This window comes from Amycolatopsis sp. NPDC058986, from assembly GCF_042741125.1.
Classification (GTDB): Bacteria; Actinomycetota; Actinomycetes; order Mycobacteriales; family Pseudonocardiaceae; genus Amycolatopsis.
This window is the reverse complement of the sequence record NZ_JBHYJW010000001.1, coordinates 350221-375430: the sequence shown is the minus strand read 5'-3', so window position 1 is coordinate 375430 and position 25210 is coordinate 350221. Positions and strand designations below refer to the sequence as shown.

At 70.3% G+C, this 25210-nt stretch carries 30 protein-coding genes, 1 pseudogene and 1 riboswitch; of the genes and pseudogenes, 13 read left to right on the top strand and 18 right to left on the bottom strand.

Annotated features, from left to right (window positions below):
- Positions 1 to 132 precede the first annotated feature (132 nt).
- The 4 genes from ACFW0G_RS01740 (at position 133) to ACFW0G_RS01725 (ending at position 4282) form a co-directional block, all read left to right on the top strand.
- Positions 133 to 1485 (top strand): hemolysin family protein, encoded by a 1353-nt coding sequence (locus ACFW0G_RS01740; protein WP_378322696.1) that lies wholly within the window; start codon positions 133 to 135, stop codon positions 1483 to 1485.
- Between the two features lie 76 nt (positions 1486 to 1561).
- Entirely contained in the window at positions 1562 to 2605 is a 1044-nt protein-coding gene (locus ACFW0G_RS01735) for a hemolysin family protein (RefSeq protein ID WP_378322694.1), read from the top strand.
- A complete protein-coding gene (locus ACFW0G_RS01730) occupies positions 2602 to 3477 on the top strand; it encodes a 3-methyladenine DNA glycosylase (RefSeq protein WP_378322693.1) in 876 nt (291 codons plus the stop codon). The genes ACFW0G_RS01735 and ACFW0G_RS01730 overlap by 4 nt, the downstream gene beginning before the upstream one ends.
- A gap of 118 nt (positions 3478 to 3595) precedes the next feature.
- On the top strand, positions 3596 to 4282 hold the full coding sequence (locus ACFW0G_RS01725) for a hypothetical protein (RefSeq protein WP_378322692.1): 687 nt from the start codon (positions 3596 to 3598) through the stop codon (positions 4280 to 4282).
- On the opposite strand, the gene ACFW0G_RS01720 is transcribed toward ACFW0G_RS01725, so the two are convergent.
- Entirely contained in the window at positions 4269 to 5126 is an 858-nt protein-coding gene (locus ACFW0G_RS01720) for an aldo/keto reductase (protein WP_378322691.1), read from the bottom strand. The two genes, ACFW0G_RS01725 and ACFW0G_RS01720, sit on opposite strands and share 14 nt — an antisense overlap.
- A gap of 53 nt (positions 5127 to 5179) precedes the next feature.
- Entirely contained in the window at positions 5180 to 5980 is an 801-nt protein-coding gene (locus tag ACFW0G_RS01715; protein WP_378322690.1) for a helix-turn-helix domain-containing protein, read from the bottom strand.
- Positions 5981 to 6114: 134 nt separating this feature from the next.
- Between ACFW0G_RS01715 and ACFW0G_RS01710 the strand changes: the two genes are divergently transcribed.
- On the top strand, positions 6115 to 6477 hold the full coding sequence (locus ACFW0G_RS01710) for a nuclear transport factor 2 family protein (protein ID WP_378322689.1): 363 nt from the start codon (positions 6115 to 6117) through the stop codon (positions 6475 to 6477).
- Positions 6478 to 6488: 11 nt separating this feature from the next.
- Here ACFW0G_RS01710 and gcvP read toward each other — a convergent pair whose 3' ends face one another.
- Positions 6489 to 9377: an aminomethyl-transferring glycine dehydrogenase gene (gcvP, locus tag ACFW0G_RS01705; protein WP_378322688.1), complete on the bottom strand. Its 2889-nt coding sequence runs from the start codon at positions 9375 to 9377 to the stop codon at positions 6489 to 6491.
- A gap of 168 nt (positions 9378 to 9545) precedes the next feature.
- A riboswitch (glycine riboswitch) is annotated at positions 9546 to 9649 on the bottom strand.
- 46 nt (positions 9650 to 9695) lie between these two features.
- Complete coding sequence (locus ACFW0G_RS01700; protein ID WP_378322687.1) at positions 9696 to 10274, bottom strand: MerR family transcriptional regulator; 579 nt, start codon at positions 10272 to 10274, stop codon at positions 9696 to 9698.
- 300 nt (positions 10275 to 10574) lie between these two features.
- Here ACFW0G_RS01700 and ACFW0G_RS01695 point away from each other — a divergent pair.
- A pseudogene (locus ACFW0G_RS01695) lies at positions 10575 to 11204 on the top strand (TetR/AcrR family transcriptional regulator); the annotation flags it as partial.
- Between the two features lie 101 nt (positions 11205 to 11305).
- Here the strand turns inward: ACFW0G_RS01695 and ACFW0G_RS01690 are convergent.
- The 6 genes from ACFW0G_RS01690 to ACFW0G_RS01665 form a co-directional block, all read right to left on the bottom strand.
- Entirely contained in the window at positions 11306 to 11779 is a 474-nt protein-coding gene (locus ACFW0G_RS01690; protein ID WP_009078856.1) for a bifunctional nuclease family protein, read from the bottom strand.
- Positions 11780 to 12006: 227 nt separating this feature from the next.
- The gene (locus ACFW0G_RS01685) at positions 12007 to 12768 is read right to left on the bottom strand and encodes a MerR family transcriptional regulator (protein WP_378322686.1); all 762 of its coding nucleotides are present in this window, start codon (positions 12766 to 12768) and stop codon (positions 12007 to 12009) included.
- Positions 12768 to 13232 (bottom strand): glycogen accumulation regulator GarA, encoded by a 465-nt coding sequence (garA, locus tag ACFW0G_RS01680; RefSeq protein ID WP_378322685.1) that lies wholly within the window; start codon positions 13230 to 13232, stop codon positions 12768 to 12770. The genes ACFW0G_RS01685 and garA overlap by 1 nt, the downstream gene beginning before the upstream one ends.
- A gap of 149 nt (positions 13233 to 13381) precedes the next feature.
- Positions 13382 to 13765, bottom strand: coding sequence for a glycine cleavage system protein GcvH (gene gcvH / locus ACFW0G_RS01675; RefSeq protein ID WP_378322684.1), 384 nt, complete (start codon positions 13763 to 13765; stop codon positions 13382 to 13384).
- Positions 13766 to 13866: 101 nt separating this feature from the next.
- The gene (locus tag ACFW0G_RS01670; protein ID WP_378322683.1) at positions 13867 to 14469 is read right to left on the bottom strand and encodes a CDP-alcohol phosphatidyltransferase family protein; all 603 of its coding nucleotides are present in this window, start codon (positions 14467 to 14469) and stop codon (positions 13867 to 13869) included.
- A gap of 64 nt (positions 14470 to 14533) precedes the next feature.
- Positions 14534 to 14761, bottom strand: coding sequence for a hypothetical protein (locus tag ACFW0G_RS01665; protein ID WP_378322682.1), 228 nt, complete (start codon positions 14759 to 14761; stop codon positions 14534 to 14536).
- A 313-nt stretch (positions 14762 to 15074) separates the two neighbouring features.
- Between ACFW0G_RS01665 and ACFW0G_RS01660 the strand changes: the two genes are divergently transcribed.
- The gene (locus ACFW0G_RS01660; RefSeq protein WP_378322681.1) at positions 15075 to 15599 is read left to right on the top strand and encodes a hypothetical protein; all 525 of its coding nucleotides are present in this window, start codon (positions 15075 to 15077) and stop codon (positions 15597 to 15599) included.
- A gap of 24 nt (positions 15600 to 15623) precedes the next feature.
- A complete protein-coding gene (locus ACFW0G_RS01655; RefSeq protein ID WP_378322680.1) occupies positions 15624 to 16022 on the top strand; it encodes a hypothetical protein in 399 nt (132 codons plus the stop codon).
- A 25-nt stretch (positions 16023 to 16047) separates the two neighbouring features.
- Here the strand turns inward: ACFW0G_RS01655 and ACFW0G_RS01650 are convergent, their stop codons facing one another.
- Entirely contained in the window at positions 16048 to 16890 is an 843-nt protein-coding gene (locus tag ACFW0G_RS01650; RefSeq protein WP_378322679.1) for a crotonase/enoyl-CoA hydratase family protein, read from the bottom strand.
- Between the two features lie 199 nt (positions 16891 to 17089).
- Between ACFW0G_RS01650 and ACFW0G_RS01645 the strand changes: the two genes are divergently transcribed.
- On the top strand, positions 17090 to 17965 hold the full coding sequence (locus ACFW0G_RS01645) for an alpha/beta fold hydrolase (RefSeq protein WP_378322678.1): 876 nt from the start codon (positions 17090 to 17092) through the stop codon (positions 17963 to 17965).
- On the opposite strand, the gene cobA is transcribed toward ACFW0G_RS01645, so the two are convergent.
- The 6 genes from cobA to rpmB all read right to left on the bottom strand — a co-directional run bounded on the left by cobA (position 17953) and on the right by rpmB (position 20964).
- Positions 17953 to 19182 carry a uroporphyrinogen-III C-methyltransferase gene (gene cobA, locus ACFW0G_RS01640; protein ID WP_378322677.1) on the bottom strand — a complete coding sequence of 410 codons (1230 nt, stop codon included), beginning with the start codon at positions 19180 to 19182 and terminating at the stop codon, positions 17953 to 17955. The genes ACFW0G_RS01645 and cobA overlap by 13 nt on opposite strands.
- A gap of 53 nt (positions 19183 to 19235) precedes the next feature.
- Positions 19236 to 19631 (bottom strand): ankyrin repeat domain-containing protein, encoded by a 396-nt coding sequence (locus ACFW0G_RS01635; protein ID WP_378322676.1) that lies wholly within the window; start codon positions 19629 to 19631, stop codon positions 19236 to 19238.
- Positions 19632 to 20007: 376 nt separating this feature from the next.
- Entirely contained in the window at positions 20008 to 20259 is a 252-nt protein-coding gene (gene rpsR / locus ACFW0G_RS01630; protein ID WP_378322675.1) for a 30S ribosomal protein S18, read from the bottom strand.
- Positions 20256 to 20561 (bottom strand): 30S ribosomal protein S14, encoded by a 306-nt coding sequence (rpsN, locus tag ACFW0G_RS01625; RefSeq protein WP_378322674.1) that lies wholly within the window; start codon positions 20559 to 20561, stop codon positions 20256 to 20258. Before rpsN ends, rpsR begins: the two co-directional genes overlap by 4 nt.
- Complete coding sequence (gene rpmG, locus ACFW0G_RS01620; RefSeq protein ID WP_378322673.1) at positions 20561 to 20728, bottom strand: 50S ribosomal protein L33; 168 nt, start codon at positions 20726 to 20728, stop codon at positions 20561 to 20563. Before rpmG ends, rpsN begins: the two co-directional genes overlap by 1 nt.
- Entirely contained in the window at positions 20728 to 20964 is a 237-nt protein-coding gene (gene rpmB / locus ACFW0G_RS01615) for a 50S ribosomal protein L28 (RefSeq protein ID WP_378322672.1), read from the bottom strand. The genes rpmG and rpmB overlap by 1 nt, the downstream gene beginning before the upstream one ends.
- A 93-nt stretch (positions 20965 to 21057) precedes the next feature.
- Here rpmB and mrf point away from each other — a divergent pair, with 93 nt between their 5' ends.
- From mrf to ACFW0G_RS01595, 4 genes are read left to right on the top strand one after another with little or no spacing between them, the layout of a single operon-like run.
- The gene (gene mrf / locus ACFW0G_RS01610; protein WP_378322671.1) at positions 21058 to 22323 is read left to right on the top strand and encodes a ribosome hibernation factor-recruiting GTPase MRF; all 1266 of its coding nucleotides are present in this window, start codon (positions 21058 to 21060) and stop codon (positions 22321 to 22323) included.
- Positions 22320 to 22583 (top strand): type B 50S ribosomal protein L31, encoded by a 264-nt coding sequence (locus ACFW0G_RS01605; RefSeq protein ID WP_378322670.1) that lies wholly within the window; start codon positions 22320 to 22322, stop codon positions 22581 to 22583. Before mrf ends, ACFW0G_RS01605 begins: the two co-directional genes overlap by 4 nt.
- Positions 22583 to 22741: a 50S ribosomal protein L32 gene (gene rpmF / locus ACFW0G_RS01600; RefSeq protein ID WP_345392056.1), complete on the top strand. Its 159-nt coding sequence runs from the start codon at positions 22583 to 22585 to the stop codon at positions 22739 to 22741. Before ACFW0G_RS01605 ends, rpmF begins: the two co-directional genes overlap by 1 nt.
- Positions 22738 to 23823, top strand: coding sequence for a GTP-binding protein (locus ACFW0G_RS01595; protein ID WP_378322669.1), 1086 nt, complete (start codon positions 22738 to 22740; stop codon positions 23821 to 23823). The genes rpmF and ACFW0G_RS01595 overlap by 4 nt, the downstream gene beginning before the upstream one ends.
- 58 nt (positions 23824 to 23881) lie before the next feature.
- Here the strand turns inward: ACFW0G_RS01595 and ACFW0G_RS01590 are convergent, their stop codons facing one another.
- Complete coding sequence (locus tag ACFW0G_RS01590; protein WP_378322668.1) at positions 23882 to 25198, bottom strand: MFS transporter; 1317 nt, start codon at positions 25196 to 25198, stop codon at positions 23882 to 23884.
- Positions 25199 to 25210 lie beyond the last annotated feature (12 nt).

Sequence of the window (25210 nt, the reverse complement as noted above, 5' to 3'; positions counted from 1 at the left end):
TACAACCCTGATTCATGGCTAGGAGTGACCACTCAAGGTGCGCGACGCACAGTCACCCGGTGACAGTACCGAGCCGGGTGACCGGCCCGGCTGTTCCATAGCGCTTTCCCCCGCCGTTCCGGCTGGTGCGGAATGATCCAGATCCTGCTCGCCGTTCTCGGCGTCCTCCTCTTCGTCCTGCTGACCATCGGCACCGGCCTCGCCGTGGCCGCGGAGTTCTCGCTGACCGCGCTCGAACGCAGCACGGTCGAGGCGAACGTCCGCCAGGTCGGCGACAAGCGCTCGCACATCGTGCAGAAGGCGCACCGCTCGCTGTCCTTCCAGCTTTCCGGTGCCCAGGTCGCGATCACCCTGACCACCCTGGTCACCGGGTATCTCGCCGAACCGCTCATCGGCCAGCTGCTGGAGCCGCTGTTCCGCGCCTTCGGCCTGTCCTCCGGCGTGGCGGGCGGCGTCTCGCTCGCCGTCTCGCTGGTCCTCGCGACCTCGCTGTCGATGATTCTCGGCGAAATGGTGCCGAAGAACCTCGCGATCGCGCGGCCACTGCAGACCGCCCGCGCGGTCGCCGGGTACCACTCGCGGTTCTCGTCGCTGTTCCGCTGGCTCATCACGCTCCTCAACAACAGCGCCAACTTCGTCGTGCGCAAGTTCGGCGTCGAGCCGCAGGAAGAGCTGCGGTCCGCGCGCTCGCCGCAGGAACTCGGCTCGATCGTGCGCTCCAGCGCCGAAAGCGGCACGCTCGACACGGCGACCGCGGAGCTGCTCGGCAAGTCGCTCCGCTTCGGCGAGCGGACCGCCGAGGAGCTGATGACCCCGCGCGTGCAGGCCGAATCGCTGACCGTCGACGACACGATCAGCGATCTCATCGACATCTCGCGGCGCACCGGGTTCTCGCGTTTCCCGGTCTACACCGAGGATCTCGACGACGTGCAGGGCGCGGTCCACGTCAAGCAGGCGTTCACCGTGCCCGCCGACGGACGCGGCAACGTGCGGATCGGCGACGTGATGCAGGACGTGCCGACGGTGCCGGAATCCTTGTCCGGCGACGCGCTCCTGACGAAACTGCGCGACTCCCGTTTCCAGCTCGCGATCGTCGTCGACGAGTACGGCGGCACCGCCGGACTGGTCACGCTGGAGGACGTCGTCGAGGAGATCATCGGCGACGTCCGCGACGAACACGACGAGCGGGAGGCACCCGCCGCGCAGCAGCTGGGCACCGACAGCTGGATGGTGTCCGGGCAGCTGCGCGCGGACGAGGTCACCGACGTCACCGGGTTCCACATGCCCGACGGCGACTACGAGACGATCGCCGGCCTGATCCTCGAACGGCTCGGCCGGATCCCGGCGCCCGGCGACACCGTCGAGGTCGACGGCTGGCGGCTCACCGTCACGACCATGGACCGCCACCGCATCGCCGAGGTCGAGGTGCGGCCCGCCGAAATGACCGCTCCCGCCGAAGCGGAGCGCGAGGTGATGGCGCGATGAGCGAAGCTTGCGAGCGAATCATGGATGTCATGCGCCATAAGGAGTTAGACGCTGTCTCGCGAAGCGAGTCGATCGCATGAACGACTGGCTCAACATCGCTCTTGTCGTGGTTTTGTTGCTGGCCAACGCTTTCTTCGTCGGCGCCGAGTTCACGCTGATCTCCTCGCGCCGCGACCGGCTGGAAGCTCTGCTCGAACAGGGCAAGACGCGGGCGCGGACCGTGATCAACGCCAGCCGCAACGTCTCGCAGATGCTCGCGGGCGCGCAGCTCGGGATCACGATCTGCTCGCTGCTGCTCGGGCGGCTCGGCGAACCCGCCGTCGCGCACCGGCTGTCCGGGTTCTTCGACCTCATCGGGCTGCCGATGGCGCTGCTGCACCCGATCTCGTTCGCGATCGCGCTCGCGTTCATCACCGTGCTGCACGTGATGATCGGCGAGATGGTGCCGAAGAACCTCGCCATCGCCGAGCCCGAACGGCTGGCCCTGTGGCTGGTGCCGGTGCACGTCGCGTGGGTCAAGATCGCGAACCCGTTCATCTGGCTGCTGAACCACGTCTCCAACGCCCTGCTGCGGCTGGTGCGGGTCGAGCCGAAGGATGAACTCGAGACGGCGTACACCTCCGACGAGCTGGCCGAGCTGCTGAGCGAATCGCGGCGCGAGGGCCTGCTGGAGCAGTCCGAGCACCAGCGGCTTTCGCAGACGTTGTCCTCGGTGCAGAAGACCGTCGCCGACGTCCTGGTGCCGACCGCGCAGCTCACCACGCTGCCCTGTGCGCCTACCCTCGGGGACGTGGAACGCGCGGTGTCCTCGACCGGGTTCTCCCGGTTCCCCGTCTGTGCCGACGACGGCTCGCTCACGCGGTACCTCCACGTCAAGGACGTGCTGGACCTGCTCGGAGACGACCCGTCGAGCGAGGTGCCCTCGGCCAAGACGCGGCCGCTCACCGAACTGCGTGCCGACGCGCGGCTCGACGTCGCGCTCTCGGCGATGCGCGCGGAAGGCAGCCACCTCGCCCGTGCGCTCGACGCGAACGGCGTCGCGGTCGGCGTCGTCGCGCTGGAAGACCTCGTCGAGGAATACGTGGGGACCGTCCGCGACGGCACCCACGTGGGCGTATGACGCTCGTGCTCCCCGAGGCCGACTGGCTGGCGCGGGAGCGTGACCACGTCGAGCGCATGCGGGCCTGGACTGTCCCGCACCAGGAGCGCCGGGCCCGCGGCGAAAAGCACCCGGTGCTGGACTTCCTGTTCAGCTACTACTCCCATCGCCCGACCCACCTCGAACGCTGGCAGCCGGGGCCCGGTGTCGTACTTGCCGGAGACGCGGCACGGCGGTTCCTCGACCGCAAGGGCTACGTCGAGACCGCCGACGGCGTGCGTCTCGATCCGTGCGGTTTCACCGAGTCCAAGGCGCGGACGGCGGAGTTCGTCCGGCGGCTGCTCACCGCCACCGCGTCCCGCGCGCCGCGGCTCAGCTGTTTCGGGCTGCACGAATGGGCGATGGTCTACCGCGAGCCCGCCGAGCAGGTCCGGCATGCCCAGCTGCCGTTGCGGCTCGGCTCGCCGGGGACCGACGCGGTCGTCGAGTCCCTCGACATCCGGTGCGGGCACTTCGACGCGTTCCGCTTCTTCACCGGGCCCGCGCGCCCCCGCAACCAGCTCACGCCGACCCGCGAGACCCAGGTCGAGCTCGAACAGCCCGGGTGTCTGCACGCCAACATGGATCTCTTCAAATGGGCGTACAAACTGGACCCGTTCGTCGACGCGGAACTGATCGCCGACTGTTTCCTGCTGGCCGCCGACATCCGCGAACTGGACATGCGCGCGAGCCCGTACGACCTTTCCGGGTTCGGGTACTCGCCGGTGCGGATCGAGACCGCCGGCGGCCGGGCCGAATACGCCCGTGCGCAGGCGGAATTCGCTCGCCGGGCGGCACCGCTGCGTACCCGGCTGATCGCGCACTGCGAGGAATTACTCACTTCGTCAAGGTGAATTTAGTACGGCCGAACCAACTGTGAGTCACATTATTCCCGCCTCACGGCTCACCTGTTAGGGTGATAACGTTTTGGTTGCGTAGCAGCGCGTGTGCGCGCGTTTCGAAAGGACAACGATGGGGCGTCACAGCCTGCCCGAGGAGCCGGTGCCGCATCCCCTGGACCCACCGAAGCGGGCCGCGGGCCGCAGTGAGACCACCGGTTCGCATCGCATCGTCGGCAAGAAGGCGCCGCGCCGCCGCATCGCGAAGTGGCCGATCGCGGCCGTCGTCCTGGCCGCGCTCGTCGCGCTGGGCGTCTTCGGCTGGAACTGGGCCGACGGTCTCCTCAACAGCAGGGCAGAGGCCGAGGCGGCCAGCTGCGCGGGCGGGACCTCCGACCTCCGCGTCCTCGTCACCCCCAGCGCCGCGCAGCCGGTGACCCAGGCCGCGACGAAGTGGAACCAGGCGGCCACCGTCGTGCACGGCCGCTGCATCCACGTGACCGTCGAATCGATGCCGTCGGCACAGGTGCTCGACGCGCTGACCGGCCGCACCAACGTCGACGCGATCGGCGGCCTGCCCGCCGCGTGGCTGCCCGAATCGGGCTACTGGGTCAGCGAGCTGACCACCGCCAAGCCCGAGCTCATCAGCTCGCCCGCGCAGTCCGTCGCCACCGCGCGTTCGGCCGACTACCCGTTCATCTGCCTGGGCGGCAAGGCCGCCGACGACATCCAGCAGCGGGCCGCGCAGACCTTCCGGGAGTACCTCAAGCAGCCCGCGCAGCAGGCCGATTTCGCGGCGGCGGGGATCAAGGCCGCCTGACGTCGCCCAGCGCCGACGTCAGGTCGAAGGTTTCCGGGTCCGGCCCGGTCCGGGTGCCGTTGTCCAGCTCGCCGAGCACGGCCAGGTCGTCCTCGGCCAGTTCGAAGTCGAACACGTCCAGGTTCTCCCGGATCCGCGCCGGGGTGGCCGACTTCGGGATCACCACGGTGCCCAGCTGCAGATGCCACCGCAGCACGATCTGGGCCGGGCTCTTGCCGTACTTCGCGGCGAGCGCGGTGACCGGTTCGTCCCCGAGCAGCCGCCCTTTCGCGAGCGGGCTCCACGCCTCGGTGAGGATGCCCTGCTCGGCGTGGAACTCCCGCAGCGCGACCTGCTGGAGCCACGGGTGCAGTTCGATCTGGTTGACCGAGGGCACGACGCCTGTCTCGTCGATCAGCTCGCGCAGATGCGGGATCTGGAAGTTCGACACGCCGATCGCGCGGACGCGGCCGTCGTCGCGCAGCTTCACCAGTGCCCGCCAGGTGTCGGCAGCCGTGCCGCGTTTCGGCAGCGGCCAGTGGATGAGGTAGAGGTCGAGCCGGTCGAGCCCGAGCGCGGCCATGCTGCGGTCGAACGCGCGCAGCGCGGCGTCGTAGCCGTGGTCGGCGTTCCACAGCTTCGTCGTGACGAACAGTTCCTCGCGCGGGACGCCGCAGCCGGCGATGGCGGTGCCGACCTCGGACTCGTTGCCGTAGGCCGCGGCCGTGTCGATGGCGCGGTAGCCGGCGTCGATGGCGGTGCGGACCACTTTCGTGGCGTCCGAGGCGGGCACCCGCCAGACGCCGAAACCGAGCTGCGGGATGCGGACGTCGTCGGTCAGGGCGAGCAGGGGCGACATGGCCATGAAGGGGCGATCCTCACTGCGTCATCGGCTGCTGCGGGGAGTTCCGCGCCCGATCATCGCACTTCGGCGCCCGCCCGGTCGCGCAGATACGCCGCGGTGGCGGGATTCGCCGGAAAGAACGACTCGATGACGAGCTCCGCGACCGTCACGTCGAGTGGCGTCCCGAACGTGGCGACCGTGCTGAAGAACGCCAGCTCGGTGCCGTGGTGGCGGAATCGCAGCGGGACGAAGATGTCGCCGGGTCCGGGCACTTCCACGTCGGGCACCGGCTGGTCGCACGGATAGCCGCGCAGCTCCTCCAGCAGCGCGGCGAGCACCGGATCGGCGGTCTGGGTGACCTGGCCCCGCAGCCTGCCGAGCAGGTGGGCTCGCCACTCCCCCAGGTTGAGCACGTGCGGTGCCATCCCGTCCGGATGCAGCGTCGCGCGCAGCACGTTGGCAGGCGGCGTCAGCAGCTCGGGCGCCACTTGCTCGGTGAAGATCCCGAGGCTCGCGTTCGCGTCGACGAGGTTCCAGGCGCGGTCGACGACCGCCGCCGGGTAGGGCTCGTGCCCCTTCAGCAGCAGCCGGACCGCCTCGCGGACCGCCGCCATCTCGGGATCACCGAGTCCGCTTTCGCCGTACGCGGGTGCGTACCCGGCCGCCAGCAGCAGCTGGTTGCGCTCGCGCAGCGGGACGTCGAGATGCTCGCCGAGGCGCAGCACCATGTCACGGCTCGGACGGGACCGGCCGGTCTCGACGAAGCTCAGATGCCGGGTCGAGATGTCCGCCGAGATCGCCAGGTCGAGCTGGCTGATGCGGCGGCGGTCCCGCCATTGCCGCAGCAGCTCGCCCACCTTCACGGGAGTAGTCACGAGGCAGACGCTACGGGGCCCGCCGCGGCGTCGCCATTACCTCCCGGGTAATCGACGCGCCGCACCCGCACCGGGCAGGCTTTGCGTCGTCGAGGACAACGAAAGCGTTGTCCGGTAACGAAAAGAGGGATCCCATGTCGGACGTCCAGCACATCGTCGAGCAGTACATCGCCGTGTGGAACGAGACCGACCCGGCCCGCAGGCGCGCGCTGATCGCGGACGTCTTCACCGAGGACGCCCGCTACACCGACCCGTTGGGCGCGGTCGAAGGGCACGACGGCGTCGACGGTTTCATCGGCGGGGCGCAGGCGCAGTTCGCCGGGCTCGTGTTCAGCCTGCCCGCCGAGGCCGACGCGCACCACGACCTCGCCCGGTTCCAGTGGTATCTCGGCGCTCCCGGGGCCGACGAGCCGATGGTCATCGGCTTCGACGTCGTCGAGCTGGAAGGCGGCCGGATCGCGAAGGTGCACGGCTTCCTGGACAAGCGGCCCGGCTGACGAACTCGCGGTCAGTCGGCGAAGGCGTCCGGGGGCGGGCAGGAGCAGACGAGGTTGCGGTCACCGGTGGCGCCGTCGATGCGGCGCACCGGGGGCCACGCCTTCGTCGCCGAAGGGCCTGCCGGGAAAACCGCGAGTTCGCGCGAGTAGGGGCGGGTCCACTCGCCGGTGACGCAGCGGGCGGTGTGCGGGGCGTTGCGGAGCGGGCTGTCCGCCAGGGGCCACTCCCCCGCCGCCACCCGGTCGATCTCGCCCCGGATCGCGATCATCGCGGCGCAGAACCGGTCGAGTTCGCCGAGGTCCTCGCTCTCGGTGGGCTCGACCATGAGCGTGCCCGCGACCGGGAACGACATCGTCGGCGCGTGCAGGCCGTAGTCGGCCAGCCGTTTCGCGACGTCGTCCACCGTGACGCCGGTGCGTTTCGTGATCCCGCGCAGGTCGAGGATGCACTCGTGGGCGACCAGCCCGTCGTGTCCCGCGTAGAGCACCGGGTAGTGCTCACCGAGGCGGCGGGCGATGTAGTTCGCGTTCGCCACCGCGGTCAGCGTGGCGCGGCGCAGGCCTTCGTCGCCCATCATCCGCACGTAGGCCCACGAGATCGGCAGGATCGACGCGCTGCCCCACGGGGCCGCGCTGATCGGGCCGACACCGGTGGCAGGACCGGCGGCGGGCTGCAGCGGATGGTTCGGCAGGAACGGCGCGAGGTGCTCCCGGACGCCGATCGGGCCGACACCGGGCCCGCCACCGCCGTGCGGGATGCAGAAGGTCTTGTGCAGGTTGAGATGCGAGACGTCGGCGCCGAACCGGCCGAACTGCGCCAGCCCGATGAGCGCGTTGAGGTTCGCCCCGTCGACATACACCTGGCCACCCGCGTCGTGCACCAGACCGCAGACCTCGCCGACGGTGTCCTCGTAGACGCCGTGGGTCGACGGGTAGGTGAGCATGATCGCCGCGAGGTCGCCGGCGTGTTCGTCCACAGTGGACTTCAGATGCGCGAGGTCGATGTTGCCGCCCTCGTCGCACCGCACCACGACGACGCGCATCCCGGCCATCACCGCACTGGCGGCGTTGGTGCCGTGGGCACTGGCCGGGATCAGGCATACGTCGCGGGCGTCCTCGCCCCGCGAACGGTGGTAGGCACGGATCGCCAGCAGACCGGCGAACTCGCCCTGACTGCCCGCGTTCGGCTGCAGCGAAACCGCTTCGTAGCCGGTGATCCCGGCCAGCCAACCCTCCACATCGGACACCACCGAGAGCAGCCCCTCGGCGTCCTCGACGGGGGCGAACGGGTGCAGTCCGGCGAATTCGGGCCAGCTGACGGGTTCCATCTCCGCGGCGGCGTTGAGCTTCATCGTGCAGGAGCCGAGCGGGATCATGCTCCGGTCGAGTGCCAGATCCTTGTCCGCCAGGGAACGCAGGTACCGCAGCAGCGCCGTTTCCGAGCGATGCGTGTGGAACACCGGATGGGTCAGGTACTCCCCCGTCCGCCGCAGCGGCACGGGCAGCGCGTCGGCGGTGTCCGCGTCCAGCGAGTCCACATCGGACACAGTGACGCCAAAAGCCTTCCACACCAACGAAAGCCGCTCGCGCGTCGTGGTCTCGTCGCAGGCGACGCCGACGTGGTCCGCATCGACGAGCCGGAGGTTCACCCCGAGGTCGCGCGCGGCCGCCACGATCGCCGCCGCCTGGCCCGGCACGACCGCGGTCACCGTGTCGAAGAACTCGCCGTGGCGCATCTCGATGCCGCCCTCGGCGAGCCCGGCGGCGAACACCGTGGCCATGCGATGGGCGCGGTACGCGATGGCCCGCAGTCCTTCCGGGCCGTGGTACACCGCGTACATCGCGGCCATCACGGCGAGCAGCACCTGCGCGGTGCAGATGTTGGACGTCGCCTTCTCGCGGCGGATGTGCTGCTCGCGGGTCTGCAAGGCGAGCCGGTACGCCCGCGCGCCGTCGGCGTCGACCGAGACACCGACGAGCCTGCCAGGGACCTGGCGTTCGAGGCCCTCGCGGACGGCGAGGTAGGCGGCGTGCGGTCCGCCGAAGCCCATCGGCACGCCGAACCGTTGTGCCGAACCGATCGCGACGTCCGCGCCGAGTTCGCCGGGCGAGCGCAGGAGGGTCAGCGCGAGCGGGTCCGCTGCCACCACGACGGCGGCGCCGAGTGCCTTCGCCTCGGCGATCACCGGATCCAGCTCGCGCACCGCGCCGGACGCGCCGGGGTAGCTCAGCAGGACGCCGAAGAAGTCGCCGCCGAGGCCGAGCCCGGTGATGCCCTGGGACAGGTCGGTGACGACGAGCTCGATGCCGAGCGGCTCCGCGCGAGTACGCAGCACTTCGATGGTCTGCGGCAGGGTGTCCTCGTCGACGACGAACCGCGCGGACTTCGAGCGGGTGGCGCGACGGACCAGGGTCATCGCCTCGGCCGCGGCGGTCGCCTCGTCGAGCAGGGACGCGTTGGCGATCGGCAGGCCGGTGAGGTCCGCGATCATCGTCTGGAAGTTGAGCAGCGCTTCCAAGCGGCCTTGGGAGATCTCCGGCTGGTACGGCGTGTAAGCCGTGTACCAGGCGGGATTCTCGAAGAGGTTCCGGCGGATCACCGGCGGGGTGATCGTGTCGTGGTAGCCGAGGCCGATCATCTGCACCATCGGCCGGTTGCGCGCGGCGAGCGCCCGCAGTTCCGCCAGTGCCTGTGCTTCCGTGGCGGCGGGCGGCAGGCCCGGGGTCCTGGCCGAAGCCCGCAGGGAACCAGGGACCGCGCGCTCGGCGAGTTCGTCGAGTGAGGCGACGCCGACGACGCCAAGGATCCGGGCGAGTTCCCCGGGCCCGGGGCCGATGTGCCGGTCGGCGAAGGGAATTCCCTGCTCCAGTTCGGCGAGGGACGGACTGGGTTCGGTCACGTGAACCTCCCGGGACGGCGGGGACGGGGCCGGACAACGTTGTCCTGGCCCTCCCCACTCTGTCCGTACCCGCAGGGCGCCTGAGAGTTTCACCCGTGTGTTGAGCCGGGCTTGCACCTTCGGCGGAGCCGTCAGGCTGTGTCCTGGCGACCCACTTTCCAGAGGCGTCTCGTCCGCGCGGTCCAGGGTGCCTGAGAGGTTCCGGGGAGGACTTGCTCCTTCGGCGCCGGGCTCAAGGTTGTTGATGGCCCGGTCTCTCCCGCGCGGATTCGTCGACCGCGGAACAGAGCCTACCCTGACGCCCTCGAGCGCCGGTGATCACCCGGTGCGACGGGCGTTGCGGCGCTGGGTCAGCTCGTCCGGCACCATCGACTCGACCTCGCCGCCGTCGGCACGCTCGGCCGGGAACTCGTGGATCGTGCCGCTGATCTCCTGCATGGCCCCGCTGACCGCGATGCCGAACACACCCTGACCGCCCTGGAGCAGATCGACGATCTCCTCCGGCGACGTGCACTCGTAGACCGTGGTGCCGTCCGAGAACAACGTCACCTTCGCCAGATCACGCACTCCGCGTACCCGCAGGTGATCGACGGCGACGCGGATGTTCTGCAGTGAGACCCCGGTGTCCAGTAAGCGCTTCACGACCTTGAGGACCAGGATGTCCTTGAACGAGTACAGCCGCTGCGATCCCGAACCGTGCGCGGTACGGATGCTCGGCGCGACCAGCTTCGTCCTGGCCCAGTAGTCGAGCTGCCGGTAGGTGATCCCGGCGATCTGACAGGCGGCGGGGCCCCGGTAGCCGACCAGTTCGTCCGGAAGCGAGGCGTCGGGGAACAGTTCACCCTGCTCGCCGCCGGCGACCTGAACAGGCTGCTTCTCAGGACCAGCCTCGACCACGCGTGCCTCCCCTCGCCCGACCTGGCGGCCGGCGAACGACAAGCCGGTCGGACCCAGGAGTGGGACCGGCCGGGATGAATCGCCACGTCCGTGCCCCCGCGTTCGCAGCACAGCGGATCGCGGGGTCGAATCACATCGTGGCGATTTACCGCCTTTGACGGTAAGCGCATGCAAGGTGCCGGTCAACGCGACGCGCGGCTGGCCTCAAGTTCGTGTTGAGCCTTTAGTCCGTTCGCCGTACGAGCCCGGCGAAGAGCGGGCCGGCTGGACAGTTTTACTCAGGCGTGTTAATTTTTACTCATGCAAGTAAGCACTGACACGCAGGCGGAGCTCGGCCTCTCCGTGACCGAGGCCGCCCGCCGAGCACAGATCATCGGCGCGACCATCGCGACGATGGCCCAGGTCGGCTATCGGAAGACGACGTTCGCGCGGATCAAGGAACGCGCCGGGCTGAGCAGCACCCGGATCATCTCCTACCACTTCACCAGCAAGGCAGGGCTGATGCAGGCGGTGCTGAGCACGGTGATCGAGACGAAGAGCCGTTTCCTCGCGGAACGGACCGAAGGCCGGATCGACGCCGCGGACCGGCGGGGGAACCTGCGGGCGCACATCGAGACGTCGGTGGCGTTCCTGCGTGACTACCCGGACTGTGTGCGGGTGCTCGCGGAGATGACCGCGAACGCGGAGGACGAGGACGGCTGGGGCATGGCCGGGCCCGTGCTGAACGACCTGCGGGTGGGGAGTGTGTACCGGCAGTTGAAGCAGGGGCAGCGGGAAGGCGCTTTCGGTGACTTCGCGCCGGACGTGATGGCGATGTCCATCGCCCAGGCCATCGACGGCGTGGCGGCCCAGTTCAAAACCGACCCGTCGCTCGACATCGACCGCTACGGCCGGGAACTGGCCGACCTGTTCGAAAGGGCCACCGCCCCCGCCGCCGGGGGTGCACCCGGCGGCACGACGACGGGCCGCGCTTCCGCTCATCGGCATCGATGGGGCGGAGGTCGCGGCCCGCGGTGGCGTGGCGGCGCGGATCAGGTGTCGGCGCCGCGGAAATCCTCTGGGGAGACGGAGTCGAGGAACTCGCGGAACTTCTCGACCTCGTCCTCCTGTTCGTCCGGGATGATCAGGCCGGCTTCCTCGAGGACGGCGTCGACGGCGTGGATGGGGACACCGATCCGCAGTGCGAGCGCGACGGAGTCGCTCGGGCGGGCGGAGACCCTGATGTCGCCGTCGAAGACGAGCTCGGCGAAGAACGTCCCTTCCTTGAGGTCGGTGATGACGACCTGTTCGAGTTCCCGGCCGAGCGCTCCGATGACCTCTTTGAGCAGGTCGTGGGTGAGCGGGCGGGCGGGGCGGACTCCTTGTTGCTCCAAGGCGATGGCGGTTGCCTCGACCGAGCCGATCCAGATCGGCAGGTACCGTTCGCCTTCGGTCTCCCGCAGCAACAAGATCGGCTGATTCGCGGGTAGCTCCACCCGCACGCCGACGACGCGCATCTCGCTCATCGGGCTTCGCCTCCTCTCGTGCGCACGGGCCGCAACGCTGTCCCGGCGTCGGCGCCGACATCCTCGACGCTACCCGTGATCCGAGCGCTGTGCTCGCTAGTGGCGGACTTTCTCGGTTCGCGCGCGGCAAACCCTGCTCTCACGGTACGGCATAGGGTGGCCAACATTCAGTCATTGACATCCGGCGTCGCAAGGGTTCTCAGTGCGCGGGCGCGCCCCATCCGGCTTCAACCACCCGTGACGCCGCGGATTCCCGCTTTCACGAGCAGCGTGTGCAGGGTCACCGAGAGTGCCGCGAGCTCGCGGACCACCTCGTCGGCCCTGGCTTTCGCGTCGGCGTCACGGTGGCGATACACCGGGGTCACGATCTGTTCCAACAGGCCGACCTCGCGGTCGGCCGCGGCGCGGAAGGCACGCAGATGTCTCGGCTCGATACCGAATTCGGTCATCGCCCGGACCGTGCGCGCGATCTGGACCGCGTCGGGGTCGTAGAAACCCGCGGGGCCGGGCCGCACGAGACCGTATTGCCGCAGTTCTGCGAGGGTGGCCTCGTCGATGGCGGCCTGCGCCAGCAGCTCTTCCTGAGTCAGCCGGACGTCCCTGCCGGACAGGAAGTCGTCCGGCGCGGGCAGCCCGCCGGGATCGGCGGGATCGTCGAGCGGAACCAGCTTGCGCGGCAACCGGGGCGTGCCCGGTGCGGGCTCGGCGCCCCGGTCGGCCGCGTCCAGCTGTTCCTTGATGACCTTCAACGGGAGGTAGTGATCCCGCTGGGCGGACAGCACGAACTTCAGGCGCTCCACGTCCGCCGCGGCGAACTGCCGGTACCCCGAGGGCGTCCGGCCCGGCTGGACCAGGCCTTCCGCCTCGAGGAACCGGATCTTGGAGATGGTGACGTCGGGGAAGTCATCGCGCAGCTGCGCCAGGACCGCCCCGATGCTCAACCCGTCGCGCTGTGCCGAAGAACGTTCGGGCCGCCCGGCCGCCGTCACTATGCCCCCTGGCCACCGTGCCCCGGTCCGGTCAGGAAGACCAGGCGGAACTTCCCGATCTGCACCTCGTCGCCCCCGGCCAGCACCGCCTGGTCGACCGGTTCGCGGTTGACGTAGGTGCCGTTGAGGCTGCCCACGTCGATGACGACGAACTCGCCGCCCTCACGCCGGAACTCGGCGTGCCGGCGGGAGACGGTGACGTCGTCCAGGAAGATGTCGCTGTCCGGATGCCGTCCGGCGCTGGTGGTGTCCCGGTCGAGCAGGAAGCGGGAGCCCGCGTTGGGGCCCCGCTTCACGACCAGCAGGGCCGAACCCGCCGGCAGGGCGTCGACGCCCTGCACCGGCGCCTCGGCGGCCGGCGCGGACTCTTGGCCTTCCACATCGGCCAGGAAGTCGGCCCGGAAGACAGAGGTCCGCTCCGGAGACTGCTCCGGGGGAACGCCGGGCCCGTCGTTCGTGCTCACCTGAGCTCTCTCCTCACGCATGATGTTGCCAGTACTCAAGAACGTGTAGCGCTCAACGTACCGTGTCTGATCGATTCTCCGGCCCCGGGCTCCCCTCTATCGGCGGTGGAGCGCCGCGGCCTGCGCGAACCCTTCGCGGGGAAGGGGTTTCAGCCCTGGATCAGCGCCTGGTACGCCTCGGCCTCGAGCAGTGCTTCCAGCCCGGCCGGGTCGTCCAGCCGGATCTCGATCAGCCAGCCCTCGCCGTAGGGGTCGCTGTTGATCAGCTCGGGCGACTGCGACACGGCCTCGTTGACCGCGACGACCTCGCCGTCGACCGGCGCGAACAGTTCCGAAACGCTCTTGGTGGACTCCACCTCGCCGAAGGCGTCCCCGGCGCCGAGCTGCTTGCCCACCTCGGGCAGGTCGACGAACACGACGTCACCCAGCTGCTCCTGCGCGTACTCGGTGATGCCCACCCGCACCAGCGTGCCCTCGCGCGTGGCGACCCACTCGTGTTCCTCGGTGTAGCGCAGCTCTTCCGGAGTGGACAACGCCGCTCCCCTTTCTGGTCCAGCACGGGCGATCTCGTCGCGCACAAGTGTTCCACCAGCCCCGCGGCGGCGCCCGCCACTCCCCCCGAACGGCCTCCCCCTCAGCCGGCCGGGGCGCCGCGCAGGGCGCGCGCGGCCTGGATGACGTACAGCACGCCGGACCAGACGTAGAGGACGCCACCCCAGACGGTGAAGGCGTACCCGATCGGCCGAGCGATCGCGGCGATGTCCGAACCGCCCTGGGTGAGCAGCAGGAACGGGAAGGCGTACATCAGCACGAACGTCGCGCCCTTGCCGATGTAGGTGACCTCCGGCGGCGCGAACCCGCGACGGCGCAGCAGCAGCACGCAGACGCCGAGGACGGCCTCGCGCAGCACGAGCGGCACGACCACCCACCACGGGATGATCTCGCGCAGCAGGAACGCGACGAGCGTCGCCAGGATGTAGAGCCGGTCGGCCGCCGGGTCGAGCAGCTGACCCAGCCGGGACATCTGGTTGAGCCACCGGGCCAGCTTGCCGTCGAGCCAGTCGGTGAGCGCGCTGAACACGAGCACCGCGAGCGCCCAGCCGTCCTCCTTCGGACCCAGCAGCAGCCACAGGAAGACGGGGACACCGGCCAGCCGCAGCAGCGACAGCAGGTTCGGGACGTTCAGCGCCTGTCGCAGCAGCGACGGCTCCGCGCTCTGATCCGGGGCGGTACTCACGCAGTGAATCTAATCAGCGAGGCGAAGCCCCGCCGTCGAGGGTGGTGGCGAGCGGTGAATCGAGTCAGCACGCGCGGCGCGGGCTCCAGCCCCGCCGCTCGAGTTCGGCGCTGCTGAGCGCCTCCGGCCTGCCGCGTTCGTCGGTACCCATCCAGCGGGCCCTGCCGGGCCGGATCTCGAGGACGTAGGGGCGTCCGCCGCACCACACGACGCTCGAGGGAATGGTCGGCAGGGGGTCGCCGGAAGGGCTTTCTGATGCACCGGCCGGGCCGGATGCTGCTTCGCTGGTCATCGGTCTCACGATTCGGGGACGGGAGTGCACGGGGACGGGAAAGCGCCGGAACGCTCTGGTAGATCTTCGGCAGCGAAGCGGCGGATGTTAACCGTCGCACCGGGAATTCCACCGATCGATGCGCGATGACAGTCCCTTGTGTCGCTGCGTGAACGGGATGTTAATTGTCCATAATGGACAGTCGAAAGGCGGGGCCGGTGAACCCGCGCGGACGTGCGCCGCTAACCTCCGGCGAACTTGCCGGAGCGTCAATCCCGGCCCGGCGCCCTTCGGTGGGCCAGAATGAGCCCGACCGCCGGACGAAAGGAGCGCGGTGCCTCATCCGACCTCCCCGCGAGCGTGGCGGACGCTGCTGGTGGCCTGCCTGGCCGTTCCCGCGCTCGCCGCCTGCTCGGGCGATCCGGCGCCGCCACCCGCTCCGTCCGCGCCCAGCGCTCCGCCGAGCGCGCCGACGTCAGCCTCCACCCACGCGCCACCGCCGCTGCCGGACACCGGCACGACCGCGCCACCGCCGCCACCCGCGGCGAAACCGGGCACGGCGACCCCGGCCGCGGCGCCCGCGGCGGGCTCCTGCGGCACCGTCACGGCGGCCAGCGGGCTGACCCTCGACGTCGTCGACAGCACAGGGACGTCAGGGATCCCCTGCGCCGAGGCGACGAAGCTGGTCACCGAGTTCCACCGGAAGATCGCCGGCCGCCAGGGTTCCGGCTCCAACGACGCGGTGAACGACACCGTCGACGGCTGGCTGTGCGTGTCCGGCGCGCCCGCCGCGCAGGGTGGCACCACCTGCAGCAAGGGCGAGCAGACCGTGTTCGCCTCCGTCGTCCCGTCCGAATAACCGAAGAACGCACGAGAAGGGCCCATGCGCGCACTTCCCCCCACGCTGTTCCTGGCCACTCTGCCCCTGGCCGCCGTGCTCACCGGATGCGGTTCGGCGGCACCTCCTGCGACTCCCTCACCCGCCCCGGCCCGGCAGGCCGCCGCGGCGGAGCCGACGCCCACCGGGGCCGCCTGCGGCGATGTCCGGGGGCCCGGCGGAAAGACGGCGAAAGTGGTCGCGCACGGGAAGGTCGACTGCGCACAGGCCGTCAAGCTGTTCGTCGGCTACTTCGCCAAGCTGCCGCCGGAAGCGGCGCGGTCCGCGACCGGCGCGGGCCCGCTCGCGCTCGGCGAGTGGACCTGCGGCAGCGGGCCCGGCGATCCGGTCACAACCTGCTCGACCGAGGACGACCGCCAGGTCAGCGCCACCACGGCGGGCTGACCTGGCCGTCCACTGTGGACTCCGGCTATTCGCCGGTGAACTCCGGCGGCCGGCGGGCGAGGAAGGCCTGCACGGCCTCGGCGAGGTCCTTGCTGGGCAGGAACGCCGCGTTCCACGCCGAGACGTACCGCAGCCCGTCGGCCACCTGACGTTCGGTGTTGGCGCTGAGCACGTCCTTGACGCCCTGGACGACCAGCGGCGGGTTCACGGCGATCTCACCGGCGAGCTTGCGTGCCTCGGCGAGCACGGTGTCCTGGTCGGGATGGACGTCGTTGACGAGGCCGATCTTCTCCGCGCGCGCCGCGTCGATGTCCTTGCCGGTCAGCGCCAGCTCCCGCAGGTGCCCCTCGCCGATGATCGAGGCCAGCCGCTGGAGGCTGCCGAGGTCGGCGACGATCGCGACCTTGACCTCGCGGACGCTGAACTTCGCGTCGGCACTGGCCAGGCGGACGTCGGCGGCGGCGATGACGTCGACCCCGCCACCGATGCACCAGCCCGACACGGCGGCGACGACCGGTTTGCGGCATTCGGCGACCGAGCTCACGGCGTCCTGCAGCTGCCGGACCTCGTCGAGGAAGGCGGTGCGCGGCCCGGCGAGCGCGTCGCCCTGCAGCATCGGGGCCCAGCCGGGCATCATCGCGGGCAGGTCGAGGCCGTAGGAGAAGTGCGACCCGCTCCCGGTGAGCACGATCGCCCTGACCCGGGGGTCGGCGTCGAGCGCGCGGAAGACCAGGGGCAGCTCGCGCCAGAAGTCGGGGCCCATCGCGTTGCCCTTGGACGGGCCGAGCAGGGTCACCTCTGCGACGTGGCCGTCGATCTCGACCTTCAGCGCGACGAGGTCGGGCAGGCTGTCAGCGGTAGCGGTCATGGGGTCATCTTCGCTCATGCCCGCCGGACCCCGCCAACCCGGATTGACAGAGTGCCAATTCGCGCCCGGGATGCTTTCCTGGGTAGACGTATCTCCCTACGAGCGGAAGGACGGTGGCCATGAGCGCTGCTTGCGAGCGAATCATGGACATCATGCGCCAAGAGGGATTCAACACTGTCTCGCGAAGCGAGGCGATCGCATGAGCGCATCCGCGATCGACGACCTCGCGTCCCCGCCGGAGGCCGCCCCCGCGCGGCGCTCGTCGCGGCCGATCGAGCTGTCCGGGTCGTTCCAGCACGACGGCCACCGGCTCTGGTACACCGAGTTCGGCGCCGGCGACCGCGTCGTGGTGCTCACCCACGGCATCATGCTGACGCGCCGCATGCACGCCCCGCTGGCCCGGCGGCTGGCCCGCGACGGCTTCCGGGTGGTCACCCTCGACCTGCTGGGCCACGGCGATTCCGACCGGCCGACCGAGTCGTGGCGGTACTCGATGACGGCCTTCGCCGAGCAGACCGTCGCGCTGCTGGACCATCTCGACGTGAAGCGGGCGGTGATCGGCGGGACGTCCCTCGGCGCGAACGTGGCGCTCGAGGTGGCCGTCGCCGCGCCCGAGCGGGTCCGCGGCCTGATCGTCGAAATGCCCGTGCTGGACAACGCGATCGTGGCCGGGCTGGTCACGTTCGCCCCGCTCCTGCTGGCCGCGCGGTTCCTGCCGGTGACCGTGCGCGGGGTGGCGCTCGCGGCCGGGCTGGTGCCGCACGGTAACCAGTGGGTCGACGTCGTCACCGACACGTTGTCGCAGCGGCCGGGACCGATGGCCGCGCTGCTGCACGGCGTGCTGTTCGGGCGCATCGCGCCGCCGAAGTCGGTGCGGCGGCGGATCACCGCCACCGCGCTGGTGATCGGGCACGAACGCGACCCGATTCACCCGTTCGGCGACGCCGACACGCTCGCGGCGGACATGCCCGAAGCCGAGTTCGTGCAGGCGCGCAGTCCCGTCGAACTGCGCTTCGACCCGACCCGGCTGACCACGGCGATCCGCGAGTTCGCCGCGCGCTGCTACGAGGACTGACCCGGCTGGGGCAGTCCGGCGACCGGCCCGATCACGATCACCGCGGGCGGCCGGACGCCCGCCGCCGCGGCGTCCGCCACCACTGTGTCCAAAGTGGACCGCAGGACCCGCTGGGTGCGCATGGTGCCGTCCTCGACGATCGCGACCGGCGTCTCGGCGGGACGGCCGCCTTCGAGCAAAGCCTTGGCGAACAAGGGAAGCCGCTCCACACCCATCATGAGCACGATCGTGCCGCGCATCCGCGCCAGCAGCGACCAGTCGACCAGCGACGTGTCGTGCCCGGGGGCGACGTGCCCCGACACCACCACGACCTCGTGTGCCACACCACGGTGCGTCACCGGCACATCGGCCACCGCGGGCACCGCGAACGCGCTGGTGATCCCGGGGACCATCGTCACCGGCACCCCGGCCTCCGCGCAGGCGAGCACCTCCTCGAAGCCGCGGCCGAAGACGTACGGGTCGCCGCCCTTGAGCCGCACGACGAACTTGCCCGCCTTGGCCCGGTCGATCAGCGTGCTGTTGATCACGTCCTGGCTCGCGGCGCGGCCGTACGGAATCTTCGCGGCGTCGACGATCTCCACCTCGGGGGCGAGTTCGTCGAGCAGTTCCCGGGGGCCGAGCCGGTCGACGACCACGACGTCCGCGCGGGACAGCAGCCGCCGCCCGCGCACGGTGATGAGGTCCGGATCGCCGGGCCCGCCGCCGACGAGCGCGACGCCGGGCAGCGTGTCGTCCGGCTGGGGGCCACGGCCGTCCTCGACCGTGCCCGCGTGCAGCGCGTCGAGGATGCTGTCGCGCACCGCCGCCGAGCGCAGGGGCTCACCACCGGACAGCACGCCGACCAGCAGCCCGCCGTGCCGCCCGGAAGCCGGGGTGACGGCGCTGCCGAGGTCGCCGTCGTCGGCGCGGACGCAGAATACTCGCGCACGCTCGGCTTCCGCGCACACCGCGGCGTTGGTTTCGGGGTCGTTGGTGCACGCCAGCGCGTACCAGGCGCCGGCGAGGTCGCCCTCGGTGTAGCGCCGCTCGTGCCACACGATCTCGCCGGCGTCGGCCATCGCGCTCACCGAAGGGGTGGTGTGCGGGGAAATCAGCTCGACGCGGGCCCCGGCGCGGATCAGCCGGGGCAGCCGGCGCTGCGCGACCGTGCCGCCGCCGATGACCACGACGCGGCGGCCGGTGAGCTGGAGGCCGGAGAGATAGTGCGGGTCGTCCATGCGCGGAGAGTCTATTGACCTGCCCCGTTCGCGCTAGCCGAGCGTGCTTTCCCTCACTCTCCGGCTTCGAGCAGGCCCTCGTTCCCGAACATCCGGGCCGCGTCGATCGCCGACGGCTGCCCCGCCGCCGGATCCGCGCCGCCCTTGAGCAGCGCGCGCACCACGTCGGGCTCGTTCTTGAACACGGCTCCGGCGAGCGGGCTCTGGCCACGATCGTTGACCCGATTGGGATCCGCGCCGCGTTCGAGCAGCACCGTGACGGTCTCGGCGTGGCCGTGGTAGGCGGCGAGCATCACGAGCGTGTCGCCGCGGTCGTTGGTGAGATTCGCGGAGATCCCCGCGTCCACATAGGCCGCCAGCTCGGCCGTCCGCCCGGCGCGGGCGAAGCCGAACACCTTGGCCCACAGCTGGAGCAGCTCGGGGTCGATTTCCTCCGGATCCTCGCTCATGCCGTGAGTTTCCCACAGGTTCGCGCACGGCTCATGCGCCCCAATGTGGTTTTCTCGCTCAGGGTTCTGGGGCCGTGTGTGTTGCCGGAGGTGTTGTAGGACGCCTGGGGTGCGCTGGTCTGGGGTGTGACAAGGGCGTCCCTGGGTGCGGTGGACGCACCCAGGGCGTCCCTCGGACTTCCCTGCGCACGAGCCGACAGCATCGCCCGATGTCGCGAACGCTCCGTTGCCGACGATGAACGTCCCGAACGGAGCGTTCGCGACACGCGCCCACCAGCAAAGCCGCACCCCCGCACCTACCGAGAAAACCCCAATGTGGCGTTCGGTGCGTCCAACGCACCCAATGCCACATTGGGGCGCTCGTCCGCCGGGCAGCTCAGCCCCTGGCGGGGCCGGGGTACGGGAGCAACGCCATCTCGCGGGCGTTCTTGATCGCCGTGGCGACCTGTTTCTGTTGCTGCGGCGTCAATCCCGTCACCCGGCGGGCGCGGATCTTGCCGCGGTCGGAGATGAACTTGCGCAGCAGGTCGACGTCCTTCCAGTCGACCTCGGTGACCCGGGCGGCGTGCAGCGGGTTCACCTTGCGGCGGCCGGGACGGTCACGGTTCGGCTTCGGCATCGAGCTCACCAGCTCGACTTCGAGACGCCGGGCAGTTCGCCGTTGTGCGCCATCTGCCGCATCCGGACCCGGGAGAGCCCGAACTTGCGCAGGTAGCCCCGCGGCCTGCCGTCCGCGGCGTCGCGGTTGCGGATCCGGGTCGCGCTCGCGTCGCGCGGCATGGCCTGCAGTGCCGAGACGGCCGCCGCCTTCTCCTCCGGCGACGCGGCCGGTGAGGCGATGACGGCCTTCAGCTCGCGACGTCGCTCGACATAGCGGGCGGCGATCACCTTCCGCTGCTCGTTCTTCGCGATCTTGGATTTCTTGGCCATCAGCGTTCTTCCTTGAAGTCGACGTGCTTGCGCGCGACCGGGTCGTACTTGCGCAGCACCATGCGGTCCGGGTTGTTGCGCCGGTTCTTCCTGGTCACGTAGGTGTAGCCGGTCCCGGCGGTCGACCGGAGCTTGATGATCGGCCGGATGTCGGTGGCCTTGGCCATCAGAGCTTCACTCCCTTCGCCCGCAGCTCGGCGACGACGGCGTCGATACCGCGCTTGTCGATCGTCTTCATGCCCTTGACCGAAACCCGCAGCTTCACCCAGCGGCCTTCGCTGGGCACGAAGTAGCGGCGGGTCTGCAGGTTCGGGTCCCACCGGCGCGACGTCCGCCGGTGGGAATGCGACACCTGCTTCCCGAAGCCCGGCTTGCGGCCGGTGACCTGGCACACGGCTGACACATGCCCTCCCAAGTTGATAGTGATAATCGTTGTCACTTACTCTACACAGTCGTACCCGTTCATCCCGACGACCCCGTCCGTTCTGGAGCCTCAGTGACCGATCACCCGCGCGTGCCCCTCTTCCTGATCAGTGGCCTCGCCCCGGGACCGAACAGCACCCTCGCCGCGCTGCTGCGCGAGGCCGAGCCCGGCACCGCCGTGGTGCACCACGACCTGCGGCAGATCGGCGCGGGCATCGTCCGCCGCCGGATCCAGCTCGGTAACCGCGACCAGCTCACCGCCCTCGAACTCGCGCACGGCTGCGTCTCCTGCACCCTGCGCGAGGACCTCCTGCCGTTGCTGCGCCGCCTCGCGCGAAACCCCGAGGTGCGGCGGATCGTCCTGCGCCTCGACGAGGCGATGGAGCCCGAACCGGTCAGCTGGGCGATCCGCAACGTACTGGTCGGCGACCGTCCGGTACTCGACGACGTCGACCTGCGCGCCGTGCTCACCGTGATCGACTGCGCGAACTGGCTCGGCGACGCGACCGGCGACGCGCTGCTGGGCGAGCGCGATCTGCGCGCGAGCCCGGAGGACGAGCGCACCGTCGCCCAGGTCGCGCTCTCGCAGGTCGAATTCGCCGACGTCCTCGTGCTCGCGGGCGCGGCGACCGACGCGTGGACGGCGGCGAGGTCGTCGGCGGTGCTCGACCGGGTGGCGCCTTCGGTACCCAGGGTCGAACTGTCCCGTGTGGACGGTGCGACCGTGCTCGACGCCGTCCCGTCGGACGCGCGCCGCGGCGAGGTCACCGACATGCACGGGGCCCTGCTGCGCGGTCAGCCACCGCTGCACACCGACTGCGGGATCGCGCTCGCCACGTTCACCGCGCAGCGCCCGTTCCATCCGGAACGGCTGCACGAGGCCATCGACGTCCTGCTCGACGGTGTCGTCCGCACCCGTGGCCGGGCGTGGGTGGCCAGCCAGCCGGACGTCGCGTTCTGGATCGAGTCGGCGGGCGGCGGGCTCGGGATCGGGCACGCCGGACCGTGGCTGGCCTCCCCGGACGGTCCTGAGTGGACGGACGTCTCGGCCGAACGCCGCACGCTCGCGTCATTGCGCTGGGACCCCGAACACGGCGACCGGGCGCAGGAGATCGTCGTGGTCACCGACCACACCACGCCCGAGGAGATCGAGGCGGCGCTGAACGGCGCGCTGCTCACCGACGAGGAACTCGCCGCCGGACAGGACGTCTGGCGGCACTACCCGGATCCGTTCGGCGACTGGCACGAGGAACCGTGCGACGACACCGAAGCCGATCCCGCCAAGCACGACGCGTCCGTGCTGAACGACGCGTCGGACCGAAAGGACGAAACCCAGTGAAATCCGGTATCCACCCCGACTATCACCCGGTGGTGTTCAAGGACTCGTCGACCGGCGACGCGTTCCTGACCCGCTCCACCATGACGTCGGACAAGACCATCGAGTGGTCCGACGGGAACACCTATCCCCTCGTGGTCGTCGACATCAGCTCGGCGTCGCACCCGTTCTGGACCGGCAACCGGCGGATCATGGACACCGCGGGCCAGGTCGAGAAGTTCCACCGCCGCTACGGACAGCGCAGGACTGGAGGTAACCGCTGATGGCCGTCCCGAAGCGGAAGACGTCCCGCAGCAACACCCGTTCCCGGCGCTCGCAGTGGAAGGCCGCGGTGCCGGATCTGGTGCCGATCAAGGTCGACGGCGAGACGAAGCTCGTCCCGCGCCGGTTGATCAAGCACTTCCAGCGGCTCGAACGGTGAGCGTCCCCGTCACCGTCCTTTCCGGATTCCTCGGCGCGGGCAAGACGACGCTGCTCAACCACATCCTCGCCAACCGCGAGGGCGTGCGGGTCGCGGTGATCGTCAACGACATGAGCGAGGTCAACATCGACGCCGCGCTCGTCCGCTCCCGCACCGAGGAACGGCTCGTCGAGATGACCAACGGCTGCATCTGCTGCACCCTGCGGGAGGATCTCCTGGAGGAGGTCGACCGGCTGTGCCGCGACGGCCGGTTCGACCACCTGCTCATCGAGTCGAGCGGGATCTCCGAGCCGATGCCGGTGGCGGCGACGTTCTCGTTTCCCGGCGAGGACGGGAGGCCGGTGCTCGACGCCGCGCGGCTGGACACGATGGTCACCGTCGTCGACGCGGTGAACTTCGGCCGCGAGCTGGCGGGCGGCGACTCCCTGGTGGAGCGTCGGCTCGACCAGTACTCCGGCGACGAGCGGACCGTGTCGGATCTGCTCATGGACCAGGTCGAGTTCGCCGACGTCCTGCTGTTGAACAAGGCGGACCTCGTCCCATCCGATGAGCTGGAGCGCCTGGTCGCGGTGCTGCGGCGGCTCAATCCGGCGGCGGACGTCCTGACGTCGAGCTTCGGCAAGGTGCCCTTGGAGCGGGTGTTCGGCACCGGGCGCTACGACGCCGCCCGTGCGGCGGAGGCGCCGGGCTGGGTCGCCGAGCTGAACGGCGATCACGTCCCGGAGACCGAGGAGTACGGGATCTCCAGCGTGGTGTTCCGGGCGGACAGGGCGTTCGATCCGTCCCGGTTGTGGGACGTCGTCGCCCGCCGTCTGGACTCCGGGGAGTTCGGGAACGTGTTGCGCTCCAAAGGGTTCTTCGCGCTGTCGTCGCGGCCCGGGGTGACCGGGCTGTGGTCGCAGGCGGGGTCCGTCGCGCGATTCGAGCCGCAGGGTGTCGCGGACGCGCCGCGTCAGGAGCTGGTGTTCATCGGCGTCGACCTGGCGGCCCCCGCGCTCACGGACGCGCTCGTGTCCTGCCTCGCCGACGCTCCGTCCACAGAGGACCCTTTCCCGGCTTGGGACGCCGTCCACGTCCATTGATGGTCCGTGAAGGCCTCCTTACCGGCGCTCAGCGCCGGTAAGGAGGCCTTCACGGACTTCAGACGCGAGCGCGCAGGACGGAGCGGCGCAGCAGCGGGATGCCGAACAGGACGAGGACGGCGGGCAGCACGCTGGACCCGATCAGGATCGCGGTGATCGCGCTGCCCGGCTGGACAGCCGCGGCGTCCACACTGGACACATACCCGCCGAGGGCGAGCACGATCCCGAACACGCCGGGGCCGAGCGCGAGGCCCAGCGTCTCCGACGCCGTCCAGACCCCGGCCGCGATGCCCGCGCGAGTGGCTCCGGTGCGCTCCTCCTCGTCGCCGATGAGGTCGGCCAGGATCGACAGCGGGAACACCGAGATACCCGCGTAGCCGACGCCGCCGAGCGCGACGCACACGAAGGTCAGCGGCAGCGGCAGGACCTTCCCGCCGATCATCCCGGCCAGTCCGACCACGAAGGACAGCGTGGCGATCCGGAACCCGGCGAGCTTGCCCCAGCGCTTCCCGAGCCGCGGCCACAACGGCATGGTGAGCAGCGCCGGGGCGACGACCCCGACGAACAACAGCGTCCGGTAGCCGGGATCGCCCAGGATGTGCTGGGCGTAGTAGCTGATCGCCGCGAGCACGACACCGACGCCGAGTGCCTGGATGAAGTACACGCCGAGCAGCCAGCGGAACGGCCGCCACTGCCGCATCGTCGTCACCAGCTCGCGGAAGCTCACCGTGGTCGGCCGCAGCGAACCGACCGGCGCGTCCTTCAGCCCGAAGTAGACCCCGAGCGTCGCGGCCAGCACGATCAGTCCGATCACGACACCCATCACCCGGTAGCCCGCGACCCCCGCGATGGCACCGGTGATCGCGGGCGCGCCACCGCCGGAGACCAGGATCGCCACCGCGAGGAAGCCGATCCGGACACTGGTCAGCCGGGTGCGCTCGTCGGCGGAGTCGGTGATCTCGGCGGGCAGCGCGTTGAACGGCACCTGGAAGAACGCGTACGCCGTGGCGCACAGGAAGAACGCGACGACGACGTAACTCGCGTCCGGCAGCGGGCCGCCGAACCCGGGATGCGCGAACAACGCCGCGAAGAGCACCGCGACCCCGATCCCGCCGTACAGCAGGAAGAGCCGCCTGCTGCCGCGTTTGACCAGGCTCGCGTCCGAGAGCCGCCCGGCGACCGGGTTGAACAGGACGTCCCACGCCTTCGGCACGAACACGATCACGCCCGCCCACGCCGACGGCACGGCCATCGTGTCGGTCAGGTACGGGAGCAGCAGGAGGCCCGGCACGGTGCCGAAGGATCCTGTCACGAACGAGCCGAGCGAGTACGTGTACCTCGTCCGGCGGGGCAGCGTTCGGGGCAGCGTCGCCATGATCCTCCTGTC

Coding starts and splice junctions, on each gene's coding strand:
- ACFW0G_RS01720 (WP_378322691.1), bottom strand. CDS start 5,126: ATGGCCATGTCGCCCCTGCTCGCCCTGACCGACGACGTCCGCATCCCG.
- ACFW0G_RS01655 (WP_378322680.1), top strand. CDS start 15,624: ATGCGCGCACTTCCCCCCACGCTGTTCCTGGCCACTCTGCCCCTGGCC.
- ACFW0G_RS01740 (WP_378322696.1), top strand. CDS start 133: ATGATCCAGATCCTGCTCGCCGTTCTCGGCGTCCTCCTCTTCGTCCTG.
- ACFW0G_RS01710 (WP_378322689.1), top strand. CDS start 6,115: ATGTCGGACGTCCAGCACATCGTCGAGCAGTACATCGCCGTGTGGAAC.
- rpsN (WP_378322674.1), bottom strand. CDS start 20,561: ATGGCCAAGAAATCCAAGATCGCGAAGAACGAGCAGCGGAAGGTGATC.
- ACFW0G_RS01690 (WP_009078856.1), bottom strand. CDS start 11,779: ATGAGCGAGATGCGCGTCGTCGGCGTGCGGGTGGAGCTACCCGCGAAT.
- ACFW0G_RS01635 (WP_378322676.1), bottom strand. CDS start 19,631: ATGAGCGAGGATCCGGAGGAAATCGACCCCGAGCTGCTCCAGCTGTGG.
- rpmG (WP_378322673.1), bottom strand. CDS start 20,728: ATGGCCAAGGCCACCGACATCCGGCCGATCATCAAGCTCCGGTCGACC.
- cobA (WP_378322677.1), bottom strand. CDS start 19,182: ATGGACGACCCGCACTATCTCTCCGGCCTCCAGCTCACCGGCCGCCGC.
- ACFW0G_RS01650 (WP_378322679.1), bottom strand. CDS start 16,890: ATGACCGCTACCGCTGACAGCCTGCCCGACCTCGTCGCGCTGAAGGTC.
- rpmF (WP_345392056.1), top strand. CDS start 22,583: ATGGCCGTCCCGAAGCGGAAGACGTCCCGCAGCAACACCCGTTCCCGG.
- ACFW0G_RS01665 (WP_378322682.1), bottom strand. CDS start 14,761: ATGACCAGCGAAGCAGCATCCGGCCCGGCCGGTGCATCAGAAAGCCCT.
- ACFW0G_RS01590 (WP_378322668.1), bottom strand. CDS start 25,198: ATGGCGACGCTGCCCCGAACGCTGCCCCGCCGGACGAGGTACACGTAC.
- ACFW0G_RS01645 (WP_378322678.1), top strand. CDS start 17,090: ATGAGCGCATCCGCGATCGACGACCTCGCGTCCCCGCCGGAGGCCGCC.
- ACFW0G_RS01725 (WP_378322692.1), top strand. CDS start 3,596: ATGGGGCGTCACAGCCTGCCCGAGGAGCCGGTGCCGCATCCCCTGGAC.
- ACFW0G_RS01730 (WP_378322693.1), top strand. CDS start 2,602: ATGACGCTCGTGCTCCCCGAGGCCGACTGGCTGGCGCGGGAGCGTGAC.
- ACFW0G_RS01735 (WP_378322694.1), top strand. CDS start 1,562: ATGAACGACTGGCTCAACATCGCTCTTGTCGTGGTTTTGTTGCTGGCC.